Source organism: Escherichia sp. HH091_1A, assembly GCF_030295175.1.
Taxonomy (GTDB): domain Bacteria; phylum Pseudomonadota; class Gammaproteobacteria; order Enterobacterales; family Enterobacteriaceae; genus Escherichia; species Escherichia coli_F.
This window is the reverse complement of sequence record NZ_AP025747.1, coordinates 5,347,251-5,366,746: the sequence shown is the minus strand read 5'-3', so window position 1 is coordinate 5,366,746 and position 19,496 is coordinate 5,347,251. Positions and strand designations below refer to the sequence as shown.

18 protein-coding genes are annotated in these 19,496 nt (G+C 51.0%); 10 read left to right on the top strand and 8 right to left on the bottom strand.

What is annotated here, in order from left to right:
• Positions 1 to 6 precede the first annotated feature (6 nt).
• Genes bglJ through QUF14_RS26555 form a run of 5 tightly spaced genes read right to left on the bottom strand, consistent with a single transcriptional unit; the run spans position 7 to position 4,074 of the window.
• The gene (bglJ, locus tag QUF14_RS26575; RefSeq protein WP_001353481.1) at positions 7 to 684 is read right to left on the bottom strand and encodes a DNA-binding transcriptional activator BglJ; all 678 of its coding nucleotides are present in this window, start codon (positions 682 to 684) and stop codon (positions 7 to 9) included.
• 50 nt (positions 685 to 734) lie between these two features.
• Entirely contained in the window at positions 735 to 2,306 is a 1,572-nt protein-coding gene (locus tag QUF14_RS26570) for an IS66-like element ISCro1 family transposase (protein WP_000381395.1), read from the bottom strand.
• Between the two features lie 19 nt (positions 2,307 to 2,325).
• Positions 2,326 to 2,673, bottom strand: a complete 348-nt coding sequence (gene tnpB, locus QUF14_RS26565; RefSeq protein WP_000624622.1) for an IS66 family insertion sequence element accessory protein TnpB — start codon at positions 2,671 to 2,673, stop codon at positions 2,326 to 2,328.
• A complete protein-coding gene (gene tnpA / locus QUF14_RS26560) occupies positions 2,673 to 3,350 on the bottom strand; it encodes an IS66-like element accessory protein TnpA (protein WP_100733974.1) in 678 nt (225 codons plus the stop codon). The genes tnpB and tnpA overlap by 1 nt, the downstream gene beginning before the upstream one ends.
• 49 nt (positions 3,351 to 3,399) lie before the next feature.
• Positions 3,400 to 4,074, bottom strand: a complete 675-nt coding sequence (locus tag QUF14_RS26555) for a helix-turn-helix domain-containing protein (protein ID WP_100733724.1) — start codon at positions 4,072 to 4,074, stop codon at positions 3,400 to 3,402.
• Positions 4,075 to 4,693: 619 nt separating this feature from the next.
• Here QUF14_RS26555 and QUF14_RS26550 point away from each other — a divergent pair.
• From QUF14_RS26550 to opgB, 6 genes are all read left to right on the top strand, one after another.
• A complete protein-coding gene (locus tag QUF14_RS26550) occupies positions 4,694 to 5,464 on the top strand; it encodes a threonine/serine exporter family protein (protein ID WP_100733725.1) in 771 nt (256 codons plus the stop codon).
• Positions 5,455 to 5,928: a threonine/serine exporter gene (locus tag QUF14_RS26545; protein ID WP_000538188.1), complete on the top strand. Its 474-nt coding sequence runs from the start codon at positions 5,455 to 5,457 to the stop codon at positions 5,926 to 5,928. The genes QUF14_RS26550 and QUF14_RS26545 overlap by 10 nt, the downstream gene beginning before the upstream one ends.
• A gap of 107 nt (positions 5,929 to 6,035) precedes the next feature.
• Positions 6,036 to 6,575, top strand: coding sequence for a primosomal protein DnaT (gene dnaT, locus QUF14_RS26540; protein ID WP_000098814.1), 540 nt, complete (start codon positions 6,036 to 6,038; stop codon positions 6,573 to 6,575).
• Positions 6,576 to 6,577: 2 nt separating this feature from the next.
• The gene (gene dnaC / locus QUF14_RS26535; RefSeq protein WP_286333215.1) at positions 6,578 to 7,315 is read left to right on the top strand and encodes a replicative helicase loader DnaC; all 738 of its coding nucleotides are present in this window, start codon (positions 6,578 to 6,580) and stop codon (positions 7,313 to 7,315) included.
• A gap of 48 nt (positions 7,316 to 7,363) precedes the next feature.
• Complete coding sequence (yjjA, locus tag QUF14_RS26530; RefSeq protein WP_077630113.1) at positions 7,364 to 7,858, top strand: DUF2501 domain-containing protein YjjA; 495 nt, start codon at positions 7,364 to 7,366, stop codon at positions 7,856 to 7,858.
• Between the two features lie 253 nt (positions 7,859 to 8,111).
• Positions 8,112 to 10,403, top strand: coding sequence for a phosphatidylglycerol--membrane-oligosaccharide glycerophosphotransferase (gene opgB / locus QUF14_RS26525; RefSeq protein ID WP_001292672.1), 2,292 nt, complete (start codon positions 8,112 to 8,114; stop codon positions 10,401 to 10,403).
• A 134-nt stretch (positions 10,404 to 10,537) separates the two neighbouring features.
• On the opposite strand, the gene lgoD is transcribed toward opgB, so the two are convergent.
• Entirely contained in the window at positions 10,538 to 11,563 is a 1,026-nt protein-coding gene (gene lgoD / locus QUF14_RS26520) for an L-galactonate oxidoreductase (RefSeq protein WP_000106034.1), read from the bottom strand.
• A 138-nt stretch (positions 11,564 to 11,701) separates the two neighbouring features.
• On the opposite strand from lgoD, the gene QUF14_RS26515 reads away from it, so the two are divergent.
• Together QUF14_RS26515 and QUF14_RS26510 are read left to right on the top strand one after the other, a co-directional pair.
• A complete protein-coding gene (locus QUF14_RS26515; protein ID WP_000091572.1) occupies positions 11,702 to 12,616 on the top strand; it encodes a GntR family transcriptional regulator in 915 nt (304 codons plus the stop codon).
• Positions 12,617 to 12,830: 214 nt separating this feature from the next.
• Positions 12,831 to 14,192, top strand: coding sequence for an MFS transporter (locus QUF14_RS26510; protein ID WP_000410144.1), 1,362 nt, complete (start codon positions 12,831 to 12,833; stop codon positions 14,190 to 14,192).
• A gap of 48 nt (positions 14,193 to 14,240) precedes the next feature.
• Here the strand turns inward: QUF14_RS26510 and tsr are convergent, their stop codons facing one another.
• Both tsr and hpaR read right to left on the bottom strand, forming a co-directional pair.
• A complete protein-coding gene (gene tsr, locus QUF14_RS26505) occupies positions 14,241 to 15,905 on the bottom strand; it encodes a methyl-accepting chemotaxis protein (RefSeq protein WP_000919558.1) in 1,665 nt (554 codons plus the stop codon).
• Between the two features lie 118 nt (positions 15,906 to 16,023).
• Positions 16,024 to 16,470 (bottom strand): homoprotocatechuate degradation operon regulator HpaR, encoded by a 447-nt coding sequence (gene hpaR, locus QUF14_RS26500; RefSeq protein WP_000543916.1) that lies wholly within the window; start codon positions 16,468 to 16,470, stop codon positions 16,024 to 16,026.
• Between the two features lie 272 nt (positions 16,471 to 16,742).
• Between hpaR and hpaG the strand changes: the two genes are divergently transcribed.
• Complete coding sequence (gene hpaG, locus QUF14_RS26495; RefSeq protein WP_000679105.1) at positions 16,743 to 18,032, top strand: 4-hydroxyphenylacetate degradation bifunctional isomerase/decarboxylase; 1,290 nt, start codon at positions 16,743 to 16,745, stop codon at positions 18,030 to 18,032.
• Positions 18,029 to 19,495: a 5-carboxymethyl-2-hydroxymuconate semialdehyde dehydrogenase gene (gene hpaE, locus QUF14_RS26490; protein ID WP_000757521.1), complete on the top strand. Its 1,467-nt coding sequence runs from the start codon at positions 18,029 to 18,031 to the stop codon at positions 19,493 to 19,495. Before hpaG ends, hpaE begins: the two co-directional genes overlap by 4 nt.
• The last annotated feature ends 1 nt before the right edge of the window (position 19,496 follow it).

Below are 19,496 nucleotides of genomic sequence, written 5' to 3'. Positions count from 1 at the left end.
AACGTATTAATAGGGGTGCAACACGTTACTTGCTTCGCAATGACGCATACATAACAGAATGTCTGCGGCCTCCAACAACCCTGCATCAGAACTGACGCCCAGTTTCGACATTACATTAAATTTATGCGCGCGGATCGTTTTGATATTGCGTTTAAGCTGCTCGGCAATTTGTGTCATTGAGTAGCCACGCGACATAAAGCGCAATATTTCTCTCTCCGTCGGGCTTAGCGTCCGGCTTTGGTTAATGTACCACTGATTGTTCAGTCGGTCGGTCGCCTGACGCACACCATTTAATGACAAAAAGAGTTCTTGATGAAAAATCTCCAGCGTCGACGCTTTACTTAATACACCGTCCAGCGGTGATGGCGACAATGAACCAATCAGCCGAGCTTCAATATCATCATCCGCAATAACTAAACGTCGGGTACGCGGAAACTTAATCGCCAGTTCAGTCAGGCAAGATAATCCCTCTCTGCGTTTACTTCTCATGGCAGAAAAAGAAAAAATGACCGCCGCAAATGAGATCCGCGACATGGCATCCTGAAATGACTCCTGACTGGTATAGATATGGAGCTTATAAGGGTTACCTGCAAACTTTCTGAATAAACTCTCAATACCGATACTGCTCATGACGCATTTTTCTATGAGTGCGACATTTCTCTTCTTAATTCGGCTGTGTTCCATTCTGCGGCATCTCCATAAACGTAAGCGACTCGTCAGAACCGTATTGATATTTACTGAGAGCTCAGATCAACTTTCCAGGGCAACAGATCGCGTACCCGGTTTGCCGGCCAGTCCTGGATATGTTCAATGACGTAACGCAGCCACTTTTCTGGCTCCACATTGTTCAGACGGCATGTGCCGATCAGCGAGTACAACACCGCCGCATGTTCACCACCGCTGTCGGAACCCGCGAACATCCAGTTTTTCCGGCCTACGGCCACTCCCCGTAAGGCGTTCTCTGCGATGTTGTTGTCGATTTCCACCCAGCCATTACTGCAGTACACGTTCAGTGCATCCCACTGTTTCAGCAGGTATGCGAACGCTTTTGCCGTATCTGAGTGACGCGACAGTGTTTTCATCTGTTGCTGTATCCAGTCATACAGTGACTGCATCAGTGGCGCGGCTCTGGCTTTTCTTGCCGCCAGACGCTGTTCTGCTGAACAGCCCCGGACCTCTGCCTCGATGGCATACAGTTCACCGATACGCTGCAGGGCTTCCGTGGTGATGTAGGTGGGCGCTCTTGCATGCACATCGTGGATTTTTCTCCGGGCATGAGCCATACACGCGGCTTCCGTTATTCTGCCGGATTCGTATAACGCCCGGTAACCACCGTAAGCATCGGCCTGAAGCACACCGCTGTAACCGGCCAGGTGATTTTGTGGATGGATACCTTTCCGGTCCGGACTGTACGCGAACCAGACCGCCGGGGGCATCTGTGAACCGGCGTTACGGTCATCACGGACGTAGACCCACAGCCGGGCTGTCCGGGTTTTACCGCTGCCCGGCTCCTGGACCGGGACGGGGATATCATCAGCATGGACTTTACCGGGCATCAGCACATACTGGCGCAGGACGTCATACAGCGGCTCCAGCAGTTCAGCAACAGCACCTGTCCAGCGCCCCAGTGTGGCACGGCTCAGCTCCACTCCCTGACGACGGTATATTTCTGACTGGCGGTATAACGGCAGATGGTCTGCATATTTCCCGGTGACAACATGGGCCAGAAGCCCCGCTCCGGCATAACTGCGTGCAATGGGTTTTGAAGGTACTGGTGCCTGCACGATATGGTCGCACCGGCAACAGGCCTGTTTCGGACGTTGTGTTTCGATAACCTTAAAGGCGCTGCTGATAAGCTCCAGTTGCTCTGACACATCACATCCCAGAGAACTGAGTTCACCACCACAGGCAGGACAGCATTCCTCTTCCGGCCGGATAACCCGGGTTTCACGGGGAAGTGAGGCCGGTAACGGTTTACGGGCTGAAGACTGGCGCAGGGCGGATGGCAGTACCGGGTCATATTGCTCACCCAGCGTTTCCGCCATTTCTTCCTGAAGTGCGCTGATTCGCTCCTGTGCTTCCTGTATCTGCCGTTCGGTTTTTGCACGAAGTTTTTCTGAGCTTTTACCGAACTGCATACGTTGCAGTTTCGCAACCAGCGCCTTCAGCCGGTTGATTTCGGAAGCATAAGCCGCCACCCGCTGTGAGAGCAGGCGGTTGTATTCAGCCATCTGGCGGATGGTGTCCTGTTGCGTCTGCAACAGTGCCCGCAGGCGGGCGTTCTCATGAGCAAGTGAGGTGTCCATATCCTCACTTTACAACGGGTTATATGCGGATTCCAGCGCGTTCCGTTCGTTTCGGGTGCTTCCAGTTGATACCTTCAAGAAGCATGGATAACTGAGCCGGAGTAAGGTGCACCTTGCCGTCACGGGTGACTGGCCAGACGAAGCGGCCCCGCTCCAGGCGTTTGGTGAAGAGGCACAGTCCGTCACTGTCAGCCCACAACACTTTTATCTGGTCACCCCGGCGTCCGCGGAAGATGAACAGGTGTCCGGAGAACGGGTCATCCTTCAGGACGTTCTGAACTTTTGATGCCAGGCCGTTAAAGCCATTTCGCATATCGGTGATACCTGCAACCAGCCAGATACGCGAACCTGCAGGGAGAGATATCATCAGTGGCTGCTCCCTTTTATTTCGCGGATAAGTGTCTGTAATAACGCCGGCGTCAGTTTACCTTTAAGCCTGAGAGTTCCGGCCGGCAGAACCAGCTCACAACACAGACTGTCGGACGGTGTATTTATCTGCTCTGGTTCCTGTGCGGGGGCCGGGATTTTATTATCCGGCTCCGGCGTTAACGTCACGGGAAGCAGTGCCGGCATATTTTTTCCGGAAGGCAGCAGGCCACCTTTCCGGTATTGATGGCGCCAGTTGAAGAGCAGGTTATCGTTGATTCCGTTTTCCCGGGCGATCTGCGCCACACAGGCTCCGGGCTGCAGTGACTTCTCCACTAAGGCGATTTTAAACTCATAAGGGAAGTTGGGCCGCCGGGGACGTTTTTTTACCACGGGGGCTTCGGATATAACGGTGCTTTCAGGACGTACGACTGGTACCGTGGAAAATTGTCCGTAAAGGCAGGCATCAAGTTCCTGCTCCGACATGCCTGCGGGCAAAGGCCACGAAAGGCCAGCTCTCCGAAAGCGCACGAACATACTACAAACTGTTGATTTTGGTACACCCAGGCGACGCCCGGCCACAACCCGGGGTAAATGTTCTTCAAAGTGAAGACGTAAAGCTTCAGTGATCCAGGTCCGGTGTTTCATACGATAGTGTCCATTAAAAATGATGGACATTATTTTTGTAGAGCCGGAGGAAACAGACCAGACGGTTTAAATGAGCCGGTTACCCATAAACAGAAGGCAAGTTAAGTTCTCTTGCACCCTGCGCGCTATTTATCCATGCATACATTTCAGCGTTGCTGTGAATTGCCAGTCGACGCATCGCACTGTTTTTTTGGGCGCTGATAGTTTTATTACTTTTCTTAAGCAATGAAGCTATCTGGTTGATGCCCCATCCTTTACCTAATAGCCGCAGTACTTTGCGCTCTGAAAGAGTGAGAATAACGGAGCGATAGCTAAAATCATGCGTTTCAGTCATTGCCGGAGAGGTCAGCATGGCACTGATACGCTCTGCGTGCGTATTGCCAGAACGCACGGTCTTGACCAGATTCTCAATGGGTTCAACATCAGACAATAATGTCGCCGTAGGGCACATGAGCAGTTCTACCGCCTGGGAATACCAGGAGCGTGACACCATGAAAACCCAGTGAATTTCCCGATATTGTGAGATTAAAGAATAATAATGCTCACAAACAGAACGAGGATCTTCACTTTCACCGGCTAAATCTGCAATAACTAATCCGGAACGACGTAATTGTAATAAGGTAAGGTCCTCCGCAGAGGCGCTGGATATTATTTCATATTCAGGGAAGTGAGTCCTCATGACCTCTTTTAACCCTGCTTGCATAACAGGTATTTTACTGATAACAATTCCATTTTTGCAGCATCCTGGCAACATATTTCCTCCACATCCACTGTCTAAAAATCATGATGGTTTATTCAGGATATTCATTCCTTAAATGTTCCCAGCAAATTAATAGATTAAGCGAATAAATTATCCTTTGCATTCACTTTCATATCAGCATACTCCTGCTACACAATAACTCCACTGCATGTGTCAGAAGGTTAGCATCAAATGATAACCTGGTGAAATAGCCTGGAGACATTTAAAATATCTACATTAAGTTGTTAGAAATACTTAATGAAAAACAGAATTCTCATTCATTTAATTTATAATTAAAAAATATTTCTTCTCGCAAAATAAAAAATCACACAATCAATATTTATTCAATAAAATCTGATAGTTTTATCTTTTTTAAACCCTAAAAAAGCACTCAGTTATCGATAATCCCGATTCGTAAAAACCAGACCATACATTCATTATACCGATAATATTCACGTTATAATTTGTTTACAGCTTGAGATTATTCGCTTTTTACCACCGAACCTCTCCCGATAACCAGGATTAATCAGCGCAATTTTGATCTTAACCTGCCGCAAAACAACCGCGCTTCATGATACAAATGGATTCTCATTATCTGAACAATACGCAGCACGTCTATGACAAAGGGCGAGTTATGCAAACTGAGCAACAGCGAGCCGTAACACGGCTTTGTATCCAGTGTGGATTATTTCTTTTGCAACATGGTGCGGAAAGCGCGTTGGTCGATGAACTTTCCTCACGACTGGGTCGGGCGCTGGGAATGGACAGCGTCGAAAGTTCTATCTCTTCGAACGCCATCGTACTGACAACCATTAAAGATGGGCAATGCCTGACATCGACACGTAAAAATCACGATCGCGGCATTAATATGCATGTGGTGACTGAAGTCCAGCACATTGTGATTCTGGCGGAGCATCATCTGCTGGATTACAAAGGCGTAGAGAAAAGATTTAGCCAAATTCAGCCATTACGTTACCCGCGATGGCTGGTAGCCTTGATGGTCGGCCTTTCTTGCGCCTGTTTCTGTAAACTCAATAACGGTGGCTGGGACGGTGCCGTCATCACCTTCTTTGCCAGTACGGCCGCGATGTATATCCGCCAGCTGCTGGCACAACGTCATCTTCATCCACAGATCAACTTTTGCCTCACCGCTTTCGCCGCCACCACCATTTCCGGTTTGCTTTTGCAACTTCCCACTTTCAGTAATACCCCCACCATTGCGATGGCCGCCAGCGTTCTCTTGCTGGTACCGGGCTTTCCGTTGATTAATGCCGTCGCCGATATGTTTAAAGGCCACATCAATACCGGACTGGCACGCTGGGCGATCTCCAGTCTGCTGACACTGGCTACCTGCGTCGGCGTGGTGATGGCACTGACGATTTGGGGGCTACGCGGATGGGTGTGATCGAATTTCTGTTAGCGTTGGCGCAGGATATGATCCTCGCCGCCATTCCTGCAGTCGGCTTTGCGATGGTGTTCAACGTTCCCGTTCGGGCGTTACGCTGGTGTGCGCTGCTTGGTGCGATAGGTCATGGTTCCCGAATGATCTTAATGACCAGCGGGCTGAATATTGAATGGTCAACCTTTATGGCCTCTATGCTGGTCGGCACCATTGGTATTCAATGGTCGCGCTGGTATCTGGCACATCCGAAAGTGTTTACCGTGGCGGCTGTTATCCCCATGTTTCCGGGCATCTCTGCTTATACTGCAATGATTTCGGCGGTAAAAATCAGCCAGCTAGGTTACAGCGAACCGTTGATGATTACCCTGTTAACCAACTTTCTTACAGCTTCATCGATTGTTGGTGCATTATCCATCGGCCTTTCCATTCCTGGATTATGGTTGTACCGCAAGCGCCCTCGCGTATAAAATTGCCTCACTTAAAGCACGCGGATGAGAGACAGCCTCCTCTCCTCCGTGTGTTACTATAAAAGTTATCTCCCTTCTCGTTCATCGTTCCATATTTGAGAAACAGTATGTCTTCCAGAGTTTTGACCCCGGACGTCGTTGGTATTGACGCCCTGGTACACGATCACCAAACCGTTCTGGCAAAAGCTGAAGGCGGTGTGGTTGCCGTATTTGCTAACAATGCCCCGGCGTTTTATGCCGTCACGCCTGCGCGCCTGGCTGAACTGCTGGCGCTGGAAGAAAAGCTGGCGCGTCCGGGAAGCGATGTCGCTCTGGACGATCAACTCTATCAGGAACCGCAAGCCGCTCCCGTTGCTGTACCCATGGGGAAATTCGCCATGTATCCGGACTGGCAACCCGATGCCGACTTTATCCGCCTGGCGGCGCTATGGGGCGTGGCGCTAAAAGAGCCGGTGACCACCGAAGAACTGGCCTCATTCATTGCCTACTGGCAGGCGGAAGGTAAAGTCTTTCACCATGTACAGTGGCAACAAAAACTGGCGCGCAGCCTGCAAATCGGTCGTGCCAGCAACGGCGGACTGCCGAAACGAGATGTGAACACGGTCAGCGAACCTGACAGCCAAATTCCACCAGGATTCAGAGGGTAACGATGAAAAACGTTGGCGACCTGATGCAACGCCTGCAAAAAATGATGCCTGCCCATATCAAACCCGCATTCAAAACGGGCGAAGAACTGCTGGCCTGGCAGAAAGAACAAGGGGCAATCCGCTCCGCCGCTCTCGAACGTGAAAACCGGGCGATGAAAATGCAGCGCACCTTTAACCGCTCCGGTATTCGTCCACTGCATCAGAACTGCTCCTTTGAGAACTATCGCGTTGAGTGTGAAGGGCAGATGAATGCGTTAAGCAAAGCGCGCCAGTATGTCGAAGAGTTTGACGGCAACATCGCCAGCTTCATCTTTTCTGGCAAGCCAGGAACCGGCAAAAACCATCTGGCGGCGGCAATCTGCAACGAGCTACTGCTACGCGGTAAATCCGTATTGATCATCACCGTGGCCGATATTATGTCGGCGATGAAAGATACCTTCAGGAATAGAGGTACCAGCGAAGAACAACTGCTTAACGATCTGAGCAACGTTGATCTGCTGGTGATCGATGAGATCGGTGTGCAGACCGAATCGAAATACGAAAAAGTGATCATCAACCAGATCGTCGATCGCCGCTCTTCTTCCAAACGCCCAACCGGGATGCTGACCAACAGTAATATGGAAGAGATGACCAAGTTGCTGGGCGAACGCGTGATGGATCGTATGCGCCTGGGCAACAGTTTGTGGGTGATCTTCAACTGGGATAGCTACCGTAGCCGGGTAACGGGTAAAGAGTATTAATCCCAATTTCTGGCGGTATACTGCGACACAATTCCACCTTGAGTAATGATGATGAAAACTATTAAACATCTTCTGTGCTGTGCCATTGCTGCCAGCGCATTAATTTCCACCGGGGTGCATGCTGCATCCTGGAAAGATGCGCTCTCCAGCGCCGCCAGCGAACTTGGCAACCAAAACAGCACGACACAAGAAGGCGGTTGGTCGCTCGCTTCATTAACTAGCTTGCTTAGCAGCGGGAACCAGGCCTTAAGCGCAGATAACATGAACAATGCCGCAGGCATACTGCAATACTGCGCCAAGCAAAAGCTAGCTTCGGTAACCGATGCCGAAAACATCAAGAACCAGGTGCTGGAAAAGCTGGGCCTGAACAGTGAAGAGCAAAAAGAAGACACCAACTATCTGGATGGCATTCAGGGTTTGCTGAAAACCAAAGATGGTCAGCAACTCAATCTGGATAACATCGGAACGACTCCGCTGGCAGAAAAGGTGAAAACCAAAGCCTGCGATCTGGTGTTAAAGCAGGGGCTAAACTTCATTTCCTGATCCGCGAAACGCCGCGTTTTAGCTGTTACCCGGCTGACGCGGCTCTCTCCTGCCCTTTTCCCTGCTCCTGTACGGTTTTCCCCCTGTTACACGGGAAGCGACCATAATCAAAAAAGTCTGTTTATAAACTAATTCCTAACAACATCGCATTTTTTTGACACTAGAATTGCAGCAATATGGCGACGCCATTACATTGTGCTTCTCAAAAAGCTTAAACGTTGGCTAAACGGCCCGGTTTAGTGAGGATCGCCCGTTGTCAGAACTACTCTCTTTCGCCCTTTTTCTCGCCTCTGTGCTGATTTACGCATGGAAAGCGGGACGTAACACCTGGTGGTTTGCAGCCACGTTAACGGTGCTGGGGCTATTTGTCGTTTTAAATATCACCCTGTTTGCCAGCGACTATTTTACTGGCGATGGTATTAACGACGCGGTCCTCTATACCTTAACCAACAGCCTGACCGGTGCTGGCGTCAGCAAATACATTCTTCCGGGTATCGGCATTGTGCTGGGGCTGACGGCGGTGTTCGGTGCTCTGGGCTGGATCCTGCGCCGTCGTCGTCATCATCCGCACCATTTTGGTTACAGCCTGCTGGCACTCTTACTGGCGCTGGGTTCAGTGGATGCCAGCCCGGCATTTCGTCAGATAACGGAACTGGTGAAATCCCAGTCACGCGACGGCGACCCGGACTTTGCGGCTTATTATAAAGAGCCGTCGAAAACTATCCCTGACCCGAAACTCAACCTGGTTTATATCTACGGCGAAAGTCTCGAGCGAACCTATTTTGATAACGAAGCTTTCCCGGATCTCACGCCTGAACTGGGCGCGTTGAAAAATGAAGGCCTGGATTTCAGCCACACGCAGCAGCTGCCAGGAACGGATTACACGATTGCGGGCATGGTGGCTTCTCAGTGCGGCATACCGCTGTTTGCCCCCTTTGAAGGCAACGCCTCCGCTTCTGTTTCCAGCTTCTTCCCACAGAACATCTGCCTGGGCGATATCCTGAAGAACTCGGGTTATCAGAACTATTTCGTGCAGGGCGCGAATCTGCGTTTTGCCGGTAAAGATGTGTTCCTGAAGTCGCACGGCTTCGACCATTTATATGGCTCAGAAGAGCTGAAAAGCGTGGTGGCAGACCCACACTATCGCAACGACTGGGGATTCTACGACGATACCGTGCTGGATGAAGCGTGGAAAAAGTTTGAAGAGCTTTCCCGCTCTGGCCAGCGATTCTCACTGTTTACCCTGACGGTCGATACCCATCACCCGGATGGTTTTATCTCGCGCACCTGTAACCGCAAAAAATATGATTTTGACGGTAAGCCAAATCAGTCATTCAGTGCGGTAAGTTGCAGCCAGGAGAACATCGCAACGTTTATCAACAAAATCAAAGCATCACCGTGGTTTAAGGATACCGTTATCGTCGTCTCGTCTGACCATTTAGCGATGAACAACACGGCGTGGAAATACCTCAATAAGCAAGATCGCAATAATCTGTTTTTCGTCATTCGTGGCGACAAGCCGCAGCAAGAAACACTGGCGGTGAAGCGTAATACGATGGATAACGGCGCGACGGTGCTGGACATTCTCGGTGGCGATAACTATCTCGGACTTGGTCGTAGCAGTTTATCCGGGCAGTCGATGTCGGAAATCTTCCTCAATATCAAAGAGAAAACATTGGCGTGGAAGCCAGATATCATCCGCCTGTGGAAATTCCCTAAAGAGATGAAAGAGTTCACCATCGACCAGCAGAAAAACATGATTGCCTTCTCGGGTAGCCATTTCCGTTTGCCGCTGCTGTTGCGGGTTTCAGACAAGCGCGTAGAACCGCTGCCGGAAAGTGAATACTCAGCACCGCTGCGTTTCCAGCTGGCCGATTTCGCTCCACGCGACAATTTCGTCTGGGTTGACCGTTGCTATAAGATGGCACAACTCTGGGCTCCGGAACTGGCACTTTCCACCGACTGGTGTGTCTCGCAAGGGCAGCTTGGCGGTCAGCAAATTGTCCAGCATGTTGATAAAACAACATGGAAGGGCAAAACGGCATTTAAAGATACGGTCATCGACATGGCGCGTTACAAAGGCAATGTCGATACGCTGAAGATTATTGATAACGATATTCGCTACAAAGCCGACAGTTTCATCTTTAACGTCGCCGGTGCGCCAGAAGAGGTGAAACAGTTTAGCGGGATTTCTCGTCCGGAGTCGTGGGGCCGCTGGTCCAACGCACAGCTGGGCGACGAAGTAAAAATCGAGTACAAGCATCCGCTGCCGAAGAAATTTGACCTGGTGATTACCGCCAAAGCATACGGCAATAACGCCAGCCGTCCTATTCCGGTACGCGTAGGCAATGAAGAACAAACCCTTGTGCTGGGCAATGAAGTAACCACCACCACGCTGCATTTCGATAACCCAACCGATGCTGACACGCTGGTGATTGTGCCACCTGAACCCGTCTCAACCAACGAAGGGAATATCCTCGGACACTCGCCGCGTAAGCTTGGTATCGGCATGGTGGAAATTAAAGTGGTGGAACGTGAAGGGTAATTCCTGACTGATTTGTAGGTCGCATAAGGTGCGACCTACACATCTTCTCCGGCTCACAACACATTATTAAGAAACAAAAAAAACAGCGCCCAACACTTCCCCGGACGCTGCATGGCAACTTTAATAATCTCGCCTTATAAGAAAGTAATTACACCCTTAATCAACTCACGGTTGTTAATCACATCGCGCTCATAGGTTTCTGCCAGCGTGGCGAACGGATAGCGATGGGTTAACATCATGTCGGCAGTGATTTTTCCTTCCGCCATCAGTCGACCGACTTTAGCGAAATCTTCCGGCGTGGCGTTGCGGCTGCCCATCATCGTCGTTTCTTTTTTATGGAATTCCGGATCGGAGAACTGCAACTCACCTTTAAACAGACCGACAAATACCACCGTGCCGCCGTGACGAATCAGATTTACGGTGTTATTCATCGCATGTTGATTACCTGTCGCGTCGATCACTTTCTGCGCCAGCGAACCACCAAACTGCGCCCGCAGCTGCGCGTCAAAATCTTCGGCTGACGGGTCCAGCACGGGCAACTCCAGACGCGTTGCCACATGTTCTCGGCGTGCCGGACTGGTATCCGCCACCACCACCTGTGCGCCATCAGCTTTAGCGATTGCCGCCGCGCCCAGACCGATTGGCCCCGCCCCGACCACCAGCACCTGCTCGCCGGGAGCAATGGCTGCACGACGCACCGCATGTGCGCTAATAGCGAAAGGTTCAATCAATGCTGCCGCCTGCGGGTCAATACCGTCTGCGGGCAAAATGTTCGCCACCGGCACGCTCAAATACTCACTAAAACCACCATCCTGATGCACACCAATAACTGAAATTTTTTCACAGCAATTGGTGCGACCGCTTTTACATGCCGGGCATTGCTGACAGGCAACATAAGGGATCACCGCAACTTGCTGACCATTTTTAAGATCAGCAATATTTTTACCCAGCCCAACAATCTCCCCACATATTTCATGGCCTAAAACGCGTGGATAACTAAAAAATGGTTGATTTCCACCCCAGGCATGAATATCGGTACCGCAAATCCCGACAGACTTAATTTTTATTAATGCTTCATTGTCACCCGGAATAGGTATCTCGCGTTGTTTCCAGACTAATTCTTTCGGCTGCTGGCAAATTAAAACATTCATCGTAGACATGATTCGGCTCTCCATTTTTTGTTGCCTTAGATATCAATGAAAATGAAAAATGGCAGCGGAACGGAAAATCTGTTTTGTGAAAACACACGCATAAAAATGTTTTAAATCGGGTTTTAATGGACTCACAAGGAGGAAAATATGAGTCGCTCACAAAATTTACGCCACAATGTGATTAACCAGGTCATTGATGATATGGCGCGGGGTCACATCCCTTCCCCACTTCCATCGCAAAGTGCGCTGGCGGAAATGTACAACATCAGCCGCACCACAGTGCGTCATATTCTCAGCCACTTACGCGAATGCGGCGTCTTGACGCAGGTTGGAAACGACTATGTTATTGCGCGTAAACCTGACCATGATGACGGTTTCGCCTGTACTACCGCTTCAATGAGTGAACAAAACAAAGTGTTTGAGCAGGCTTTTTTTACGATGATAAACCAGCGCCAGTTACGCCCAGGGGAAACTTTTTCTGAACTGCAACTGGCTCGGGCCGCGGGTGTCAGCCCGGTGGTTGTAAGAGAATATCTTTTAAAATTCGGTCGTTATAATCTTATTCAGAGCGAAAAGCGCGGCCAGTGGAGCATGAAGCAATTCGATCAATCCTACGCCGAGCAGCTGTTTGAGCTACGCGAAATGCTCGAAACTCATTCACTTCAGCACTTTCTCAACCTGCCTGATCATGATCCCCGCTGGCTGCAGGCGAAAACCATGCTCGAACGTCATCGACTACTGCGTGACAACATCGGCAATAGCTTTCGCATGTTCTCGCAACTTGACAGAGATTTTCACTCCTTACTGCTTTCAGCTGCCGATAATATCTTTTTTGATCAATCGCTTGAGATCATCTCAGTCATCTTTCATTTTCACTATCAATGGGACGAAAGCGATCTTAAACAGCGCAATATCATTGCCGTCGATGAGCATATGACCATTCTCAGCGCTCTGATTTGCCGCAGTGACCTGGATGCCACCCTTGCGCTCCGTAACCATTTGAATTCAGCTAAACAATCAATGATTCGATCCATTAATGAGAACACGCGTTATGCTCATTAAGTACGGATTAAAAACAGCAAACTATTAGCGGGTGCACGGTTTTATCAAAAGATAAATACCGGAAAATTCCCGCTTACCTATGCTCACAATCAGTCGACTAAAAATGTTTTTGTGAGCGGTAGTAAAGTCCTAAAACTTTTACCTGCCGTTAATGTCAACCTTGCGTAATGCACAATTACGTAAACAATTAAAATTATAAATACAGGAGTCCGGCGTGGAAAAAGAAAATATCACCCTCGATCCGCGTTCTTCATTTACTCCATCTTCGTCGGCAGATATTCCCGTGCCACCAGATGGATTAGTTCAACGCAGTACCCGAATTAAACGCATTCAAACCACCGCCATGTTGTTATTATTTTTTGCGGCGGTAATCAATTATCTCGACCGCAGTTCACTGTCGGTAGCAAATTTAACGATTCGTGAAGAATTGGGATTAAGTGCCACCGAAATCGGCGCTTTGCTCTCCGTGTTTTCACTCGCTTACGGGATTGCGCAACTTCCTTGCGGCCCACTATTGGATCGTAAAGGCCCGCGCCTGATGCTGGGACTGGGGATGTTCTTCTGGTCACTGTTCCAGGCAATGTCTGGCATGGTGCACAGCTTTACGCAGTTCGTGTTGGTGCGTATAGGTATGGGGATTGGTGAAGCGCCGATGAACCCATGCGGTGTAAAAGTCATTAACGACTGGTTCAACATCAAAGAGCGCGGACGCCCGATGGGCTTCTTCAACGCAGCTTCTACCATTGGCGTTGCCGTAAGCCCACCAATTCTGGCGGCGATGATGCTGGTGATGGGTTGGCGCGGGATGTTTATTACCATTGGTGTGTTGGGGATTTTTCTCGCCATCGGTTGGTATATGCTCTATCGCAACCGCGAGCACGTTGAACTGACTGCCGTTGAACAAGCCTATCTCAATGCCGGTAGCGTCAATGCCCGCCGTGATCCACTCAGTTTTGCTGAATGGCGCAGCCTGTTCCGTAACCGCACAATGTGGGGAATGATGCTCGGATTCAGTGGCATCAATTACACTGCGTGGCTGTATCTGGCCTGGCTGCCAGGTTACCTGCAAACAGCCTATAACCTGGATTTAAAAAGCACCGGGTTGATGGCGGCTATCCCTTTCCTGTTTGGGGCTGCCGGGATGCTGGTCAATGGTTACGTTACCGACTGGCTGGTCAAAGGAGGAATGGCTCCGATTAAAAGCCGTAAGATCTGCATTATTGCCGGGATGTTCTGTTCTGCCGCCTTTACGCTGGTCGTACCGCAAGCGACAACATCCATGACGGCGGTTCTGCTGATTGGCATGGCACTGTTCTGCATTCACTTTGCTGGAACATCCTGCTGGGGATTGATCCACGTCGCTGTCGCTTCTCGCATGACTGCATCGGTGGGCAGTATCCAGAACTTTGCCAGCTTCATCTGCGCTTCTTTCGCGCCGATCATTACTGGTTTTATTGTCGATACCACCCACTCATTCCGTCTGGCGCTAATCATCTGCGGTTGCGTCACCGCGGCGGGTGCACTGGCATACATCTTCCTGGTTCGTCAGCCGATCAACGACCCACGTAAAGATTAATTTCCCTATGCCCGATAACATTTTGCTTATCGGGCATTTTTATGGAGATTAAAACGTTTCCCAGTTCTCTCCGCTATCTGCCACTGCCACTTTGCGCGGCGCAGATGGCGTCACAGTTTTTACTACTGCCGATGCTTCGCGCTGGCGTTGCTGCTCTTGCTGAATCCGGAACACTGCCACAGCTTCGGTCAGGCGACTGGCCTGCTCCTCCAGCGCGGCGGCGGCGGCGGCAGATTCTTCCACCAGCGCAGCGTTCTGTTGGGTCACTCGGTCCATCTCAGCTACTGCTAAGCCAACCTGATCGATACCACGGCTCTGCTCATCAGAAGCCGAAGCAATTTCGCCCATAATGTCCGTCACGCGGGTCACAGCGCTGACAATCTCTGCCATGGTTTCCCCGGCGCTTTCGACCAGCGTAGAGCCAACATCCACTTTGCCCACCGAGTCTTCAATCAGGCTTTTAATTTCGCGAGCCGCCTGAGCGCTACGCTGGGCCAGATTACGCACTTCTCCCGCAACCACCGCAAAACCGCGCCCTTGCTCACCCGCACGCGCTGCTTCAACCGCCGCGTTCAAAGCCAGAATATTGGTCTGGAAGGCAATGCCGTCAATTACGCTGATAATATCGGCGATTTTCTGCGAGCTGGTGGAGATATCGCGCATGGTCTGCACCACGTTATCCACCACTTTGCCGCCACGTTGCGCCGTTTCGGAAGCACTTAACGCCAGATGGCTAGCCTGACGCGCATTCTCGGCGTTCTGTTTCACCGTTGCGGTCAGTTGTTCCATGCTGGCTGCCGTCTCTTCCAGCGAAGCGGCCTGTTGCTCGGTGCGCGAAGAGAGATCGTTATTGCCGGTGGCGATTTCGCTGGCACCGCTATAGATAGCATTGGCCCCGTTGCGCACATCACCGACGGTACGCATCAGCTCCCCCTGCATATGGCGCAAACTCTCTGCCAGTTGCCCCATCTCATTAGAACCATCCACCTCAATCGGTTTCACCAGATCGCCACCTGCAATATGACGAATGCTGTCAATCAGGCGATTCATTGGCGCTACCAACGAGGCTTTAATACCGAACCAGACGGCGAAGATGACCGCCAGTACGACGATCATCACGCCCACCAGAATCCACATCGCCTGGCTGTAGGAGGCATTATTATCGCTGACGGCGATATCATAGAGCCGATCGTTTTGCTCCATGTAAGCCACATACTGCTTCTCGAAACCGTCCTGATATCCCTGAGTCGGCTGATCAAAGAATTCGTTGATTTTGCCTGCACCTAACAGTTGGATCAGTTCCGCCAGCGCATTGTGATAAATATCGTAATTACGTTTGATCTCTGCCGCTGCGGCGGTGCTCTGACGCGGGTCACGCGGCAATGCTTCGTAATCCGCCCAGTTTTTTTCCGCCTGTTTCAGCGAAATACTGGCACTCTGCATCAGCTCGGCAACGGTTGAACCGCTACCAATATTGTTCTGATCCATCATGTAGCGGATCCCCGCGCGGTTGAGGGTGTTACGCGTCTGCAACAACGCGACCCAGCTGCCATTCAGCGTGGATTGCTGTTGGCGAATGGTTTGTAAAACAGTGAAATTTTCTTTGTCATTCTTTAAGGCATTAAAGAACAGACCGCCTGATGTCAGTTGTAAAAGGCCAAAAACGGCCAAAACCAGCAGTAAGCTGGTCACGATCTTGATACGTTTTAACATGGTTTCTCTTTCCTGTGGACCGATGCAAGATTTTCGGCCTGGAAAGCAAAAACTTTATGAAAAGGTGTAACCCGCCATCCATGGAAAAACCAGATGCTGGTTATCAGATACTAAAAAGTTATTCATTATCGCCCGGAATGTCTTCTTGTCGGGAATTACCCAGAGCAATAAATTCCTCTAACAGATGGGTTAACTGTTGCATTTTCTCGGCAGTAAACTGAGCTTCAATCTGCCGATAGGCTTCTTCAATCTGTGTCTGAGCGCGGTTATACAGGGCCTGCCCCTCTTTGGTCAGCGAGATATAAAGCTTCCGCTGATCATTGATCGGCTTTAATCGCAACACTAAACCGTCGCGTTCCATCCGCGTGAGGATCCCGGTCAGGCTTGGGCGCAAAATGCAGGCGCGATACGCCAGATCGTGAAAATCCATTGATGGGCTTTCCGCCAGAATACGCACGATGCGCCACTGTTGCTCAGTCAAATTATGCCGTTTAACGATTGGGCGAAAATAACTCATCGCCGCTTCTCGCGCCTGGAGCAACGCAATGGTTAGTGAGTCGTGCATTATCTTTCCCCTGAAAAAATTCAAAATCATTAATATAGAAACAGTTAATCGTCACGTTACCGGGACTGAGCTATCCCCGCAATTCCTCATTTTATCAAAATTGAGCATACTTTATTAACTTACTGATATTTAGTATTTTATTACCTGAAAATGTAAATAGTTTGTTAATTAGATCACATTTACATCACTTACTTTTGCCAAACTACGCAATCGGGAATAAAAGTAATCATTAACATATTAATGATTAAAATGATCGAATCCGAGGAGTGGTAATGAAAGGCACTATCTTCGCCGTAGCGTTGAACCATCGCAGCCAGCTTGATGCATGGCAGGAAGCGTTCCAGCAATCCCCCTACAAAGCCCCGCCTAAAACTGCGGTCTGGTTTATTAAACCGCGCAATACGGTGATTAGTAGCGGTGAGCCGATTCCCTTTCCGCAGGGTGAAAAGGTACTGAGTGGTGCGACAGTTGCGCTGATTGTGGGAAAAAAGGCGACGAAAGTACGCGAAGAAGATGCAGCAGAGTACATCGCCGGATACGCGCTGGCTAACGACGTCAGCCTGCCGGAAGAGAGCTTTTACCGCCCGGCAATCAAAGCAAAATGTCGTGATGGATTCTGCCCCATTGGTGAAACCGTGGCTCTCAGCAATGTCGATAATCTGACCATCTATACCGAGATCAACGGGCGTCCTGCCGATCACTGGAACACCGCCGATTTACAACGTAACGCCGCACAGTTGCTGAACGCCCTCAGCGAATTTGCCACACTAAATCCTGGCGATGCCATTCTGCTCGGCACGCCACAGGCGCGCGTGGAAATACAGCCAGGCGATCGCGTTCGTGTTCTCGCAGAAGGTTTCCCGCCGCTGGAAAATCCGGTAGTGGACGAACATGAAGTGACCACGCACAAAACCTTCCCAACGCTGCCACACCCGCACGGCACGCTGTTTGCCCTCGGCCTGAACTACGCCGACCACGCCAGCGAACTGGAATTTAAACCACCGGAAGAGCCGCTGGTGTTCCTGAAAGCGCCGAATACCCTCACTGGCGATAACCAGACCTCCGTGCGCCCGAACAATATTGAATACATGCACTACGAAGCGGAGCTGGTGGTGGTGATTGGCAAGCAGGCGCGTTACGTCAGCGAAGCCGATGCTATGGATTATGTCGCGGGCTACACCGTGTGTAACGACTACGCCATTCGCGACTATCTGGAAAACTACTACCGCCCTAACCTGCGGGTAAAAAGCCGCGACGGACTGACGCCGATGCTTTCAACCATCGTGCCTAAAGAGGCGATCCCGGACCCGCATAATCTGACCCTTCGCACCTTCGTCAACGGCGAGTTACGCCAGCAAGGCACCACCGCCGATCTGATCTTCAGCGTGCCTTTCCTGATCGCCTATTTAAGCGAATTTATGACCCTGAATCCGGGCGACATGATCGCCACCGGCACACCAAAAGGCTTATCTGACGTGGTGCCTGGCGATGAAGTAGTGGTGGAAGTAGAAGGCGTGGGCCGCCTGGTGAACCGAATTGTGAGTGAGGATACAGCGAAATGAAAAAAGTAAATCATTGGATCAACGGCAAAAATGTTGCAGGTAACGACTACTTCCAGACCACTAATCCAGCAACGGGTGAAGTGCTGGCGGATGTGGCCTCTGGCGGTGAAGCGGAGATCAATCAGGCGGTAGCGGCAGCGAAAGAGGCGTTCCCAAAATGGGCCAATCTGCCGATGAAAGAGCGTGCGCGACTGATGCGCCGTCTGGGCTCACTGATCGACCAGAACGTGCCAGAGATCGCCGCGATGGAAACCGCTGACACGGGCCTGCCGATCCATCAGACCAAAAATGTGTTGATCCCACGCGCTTCTCACAACTTTGAATTTTTCGCGGAAGTCTGCCAGCAGATGAACGGCAAAACCTATCCGGTTGATGACAAGATGCTCAACTACACACTGGTGCAGCCGGTGGGCGTTTGTGCGCTGGTGTCACCGTGGAACGTGCCATTTATGACCGCCACCTGGAAGGTCGCGCCGTGTCTGGCGCTGGGCAATACCGCAGTGCTGAAAATGTCGGAACTCTCCCCGCTGACCGCTGACCGCCTGGGTGAGCTGGCGCTGGAAGCCGGTATTCCGGCGGGCGTGCTGAACGTGGTACAGGGCTACGGAGCAACCGCAGGCGATGCACTGGTCCGTCATCATGACGTACGTGCCGTGTCGTTCACCGGCGGTACGGCCACCGGGCGCAACATCATGAAAAACGCCGGGCTGAAAAAATACTCCATGGAACTGGGCGGTAAATCGCCGGTGCTGATTTTTGAAGATGCCGATATTGAGCGCGCGCTGGACGCCGCCCTGTTCACCATCTTCTCGATCAACGGCGAACGCTGCACCGCCGGTTCGCGCATCTTTATTCAGCAAAGCATCTACCCGGAATTTGTTAAACGCTTTGCCGAACGCGCCAACCGTCTGCGCGTGGGCGATCCAAACGATCCAAACACCCAGGTTGGGGCGCTTATCAGCCAACAGCACTGGGAAAAAGTTTCCGGCTATATCCGTCTCGGCATTGAAGAAGGCGCAACCCTGCTGGCGGGCGGCCCGGATAAACCGTCCGACCTGCCTGTGCACCTGAAAGGCGGCAACTTCCTGCGCCCGACCGTGCTGGCAGACGTTGATAACCGTATGCGCGTCGCCCAGGAAGAAATTTTCGGGCCGGTCGCCTGCCTGCTGCCGTTTAAAGATGAAGCCGAAGGCTTACGCCTGGCAAACGACGTAGAGTACGGCCTTGCGTCGTACATCTGGACCCAGGATGTCAGCAAAGTGTTACGCCTGGCGCGTGGCATTGAAGCAGGCATGGTGTTCGTCAACACCCAGAACGTGCGCGACCTGCGCCAGCCGTTTGGCGGCGTAAAAGCCTCCGGTACCGGGCGCGAAGGCGGTGAGTACAGCTTCGAAGTGTTCGCGGAAATGAAGAACGTCTGCATTTCCATGGGCGACCATCCCATTCCGAAATGGGGAGTCTGAT

What these genes read in the sequence shown, in the direction of transcription:
- bglJ (WP_001353481.1), bottom strand. Translation starts at nt 684, where the DNA reads ATGGAACACAGCCGAATTAAGAAGAGAAATGTCGCACTCATAGAAAAA.
- QUF14_RS26570 (WP_000381395.1), bottom strand. Translation starts at nt 2,306, where the DNA reads ATGGACACCTCACTTGCTCATGAGAACGCCCGCCTGCGGGCACTGTTG.
- tnpB (WP_000624622.1), bottom strand. Translation starts at nt 2,673, where the DNA reads ATGATATCTCTCCCTGCAGGTTCGCGTATCTGGCTGGTTGCAGGTATC.
- tnpA (WP_100733974.1), bottom strand. Translation starts at nt 3,350, where the DNA reads ATGTCCATCATTTTTAATGGACACTATCGTATGAAACACCGGACCTGG.
- QUF14_RS26555 (WP_100733724.1), bottom strand. Translation starts at nt 4,074, where the DNA reads ATGTTGCCAGGATGCTGCAAAAATGGAATTGTTATCAGTAAAATACCT.
- QUF14_RS26550 (WP_100733725.1), top strand. Translation starts at nt 4,694, where the DNA reads ATGCAAACTGAGCAACAGCGAGCCGTAACACGGCTTTGTATCCAGTGT.
- QUF14_RS26545 (WP_000538188.1), top strand. Translation starts at nt 5,455, where the DNA reads ATGGGTGTGATCGAATTTCTGTTAGCGTTGGCGCAGGATATGATCCTC.
- dnaT (WP_000098814.1), top strand. Translation starts at nt 6,036, where the DNA reads ATGTCTTCCAGAGTTTTGACCCCGGACGTCGTTGGTATTGACGCCCTG.
- dnaC (WP_286333215.1), top strand. Translation starts at nt 6,578, where the DNA reads ATGAAAAACGTTGGCGACCTGATGCAACGCCTGCAAAAAATGATGCCT.
- yjjA (WP_077630113.1), top strand. Translation starts at nt 7,364, where the DNA reads ATGATGAAAACTATTAAACATCTTCTGTGCTGTGCCATTGCTGCCAGC.
- lgoD (WP_000106034.1), bottom strand. Translation starts at nt 11,563, where the DNA reads ATGTCTACGATGAATGTTTTAATTTGCCAGCAGCCGAAAGAATTAGTC.
- QUF14_RS26515 (WP_000091572.1), top strand. Translation starts at nt 11,702, where the DNA reads ATGAGTCGCTCACAAAATTTACGCCACAATGTGATTAACCAGGTCATT.
- tsr (WP_000919558.1), bottom strand. Translation starts at nt 15,905, where the DNA reads ATGTTAAAACGTATCAAGATCGTGACCAGCTTACTGCTGGTTTTGGCC.
- hpaR (WP_000543916.1), bottom strand. Translation starts at nt 16,470, where the DNA reads ATGCACGACTCACTAACCATTGCGTTGCTCCAGGCGCGAGAAGCGGCG.
- hpaG (WP_000679105.1), top strand. Translation starts at nt 16,743, where the DNA reads ATGAAAGGCACTATCTTCGCCGTAGCGTTGAACCATCGCAGCCAGCTT.
- hpaE (WP_000757521.1), top strand. Translation starts at nt 18,029, where the DNA reads ATGAAAAAAGTAAATCATTGGATCAACGGCAAAAATGTTGCAGGTAAC.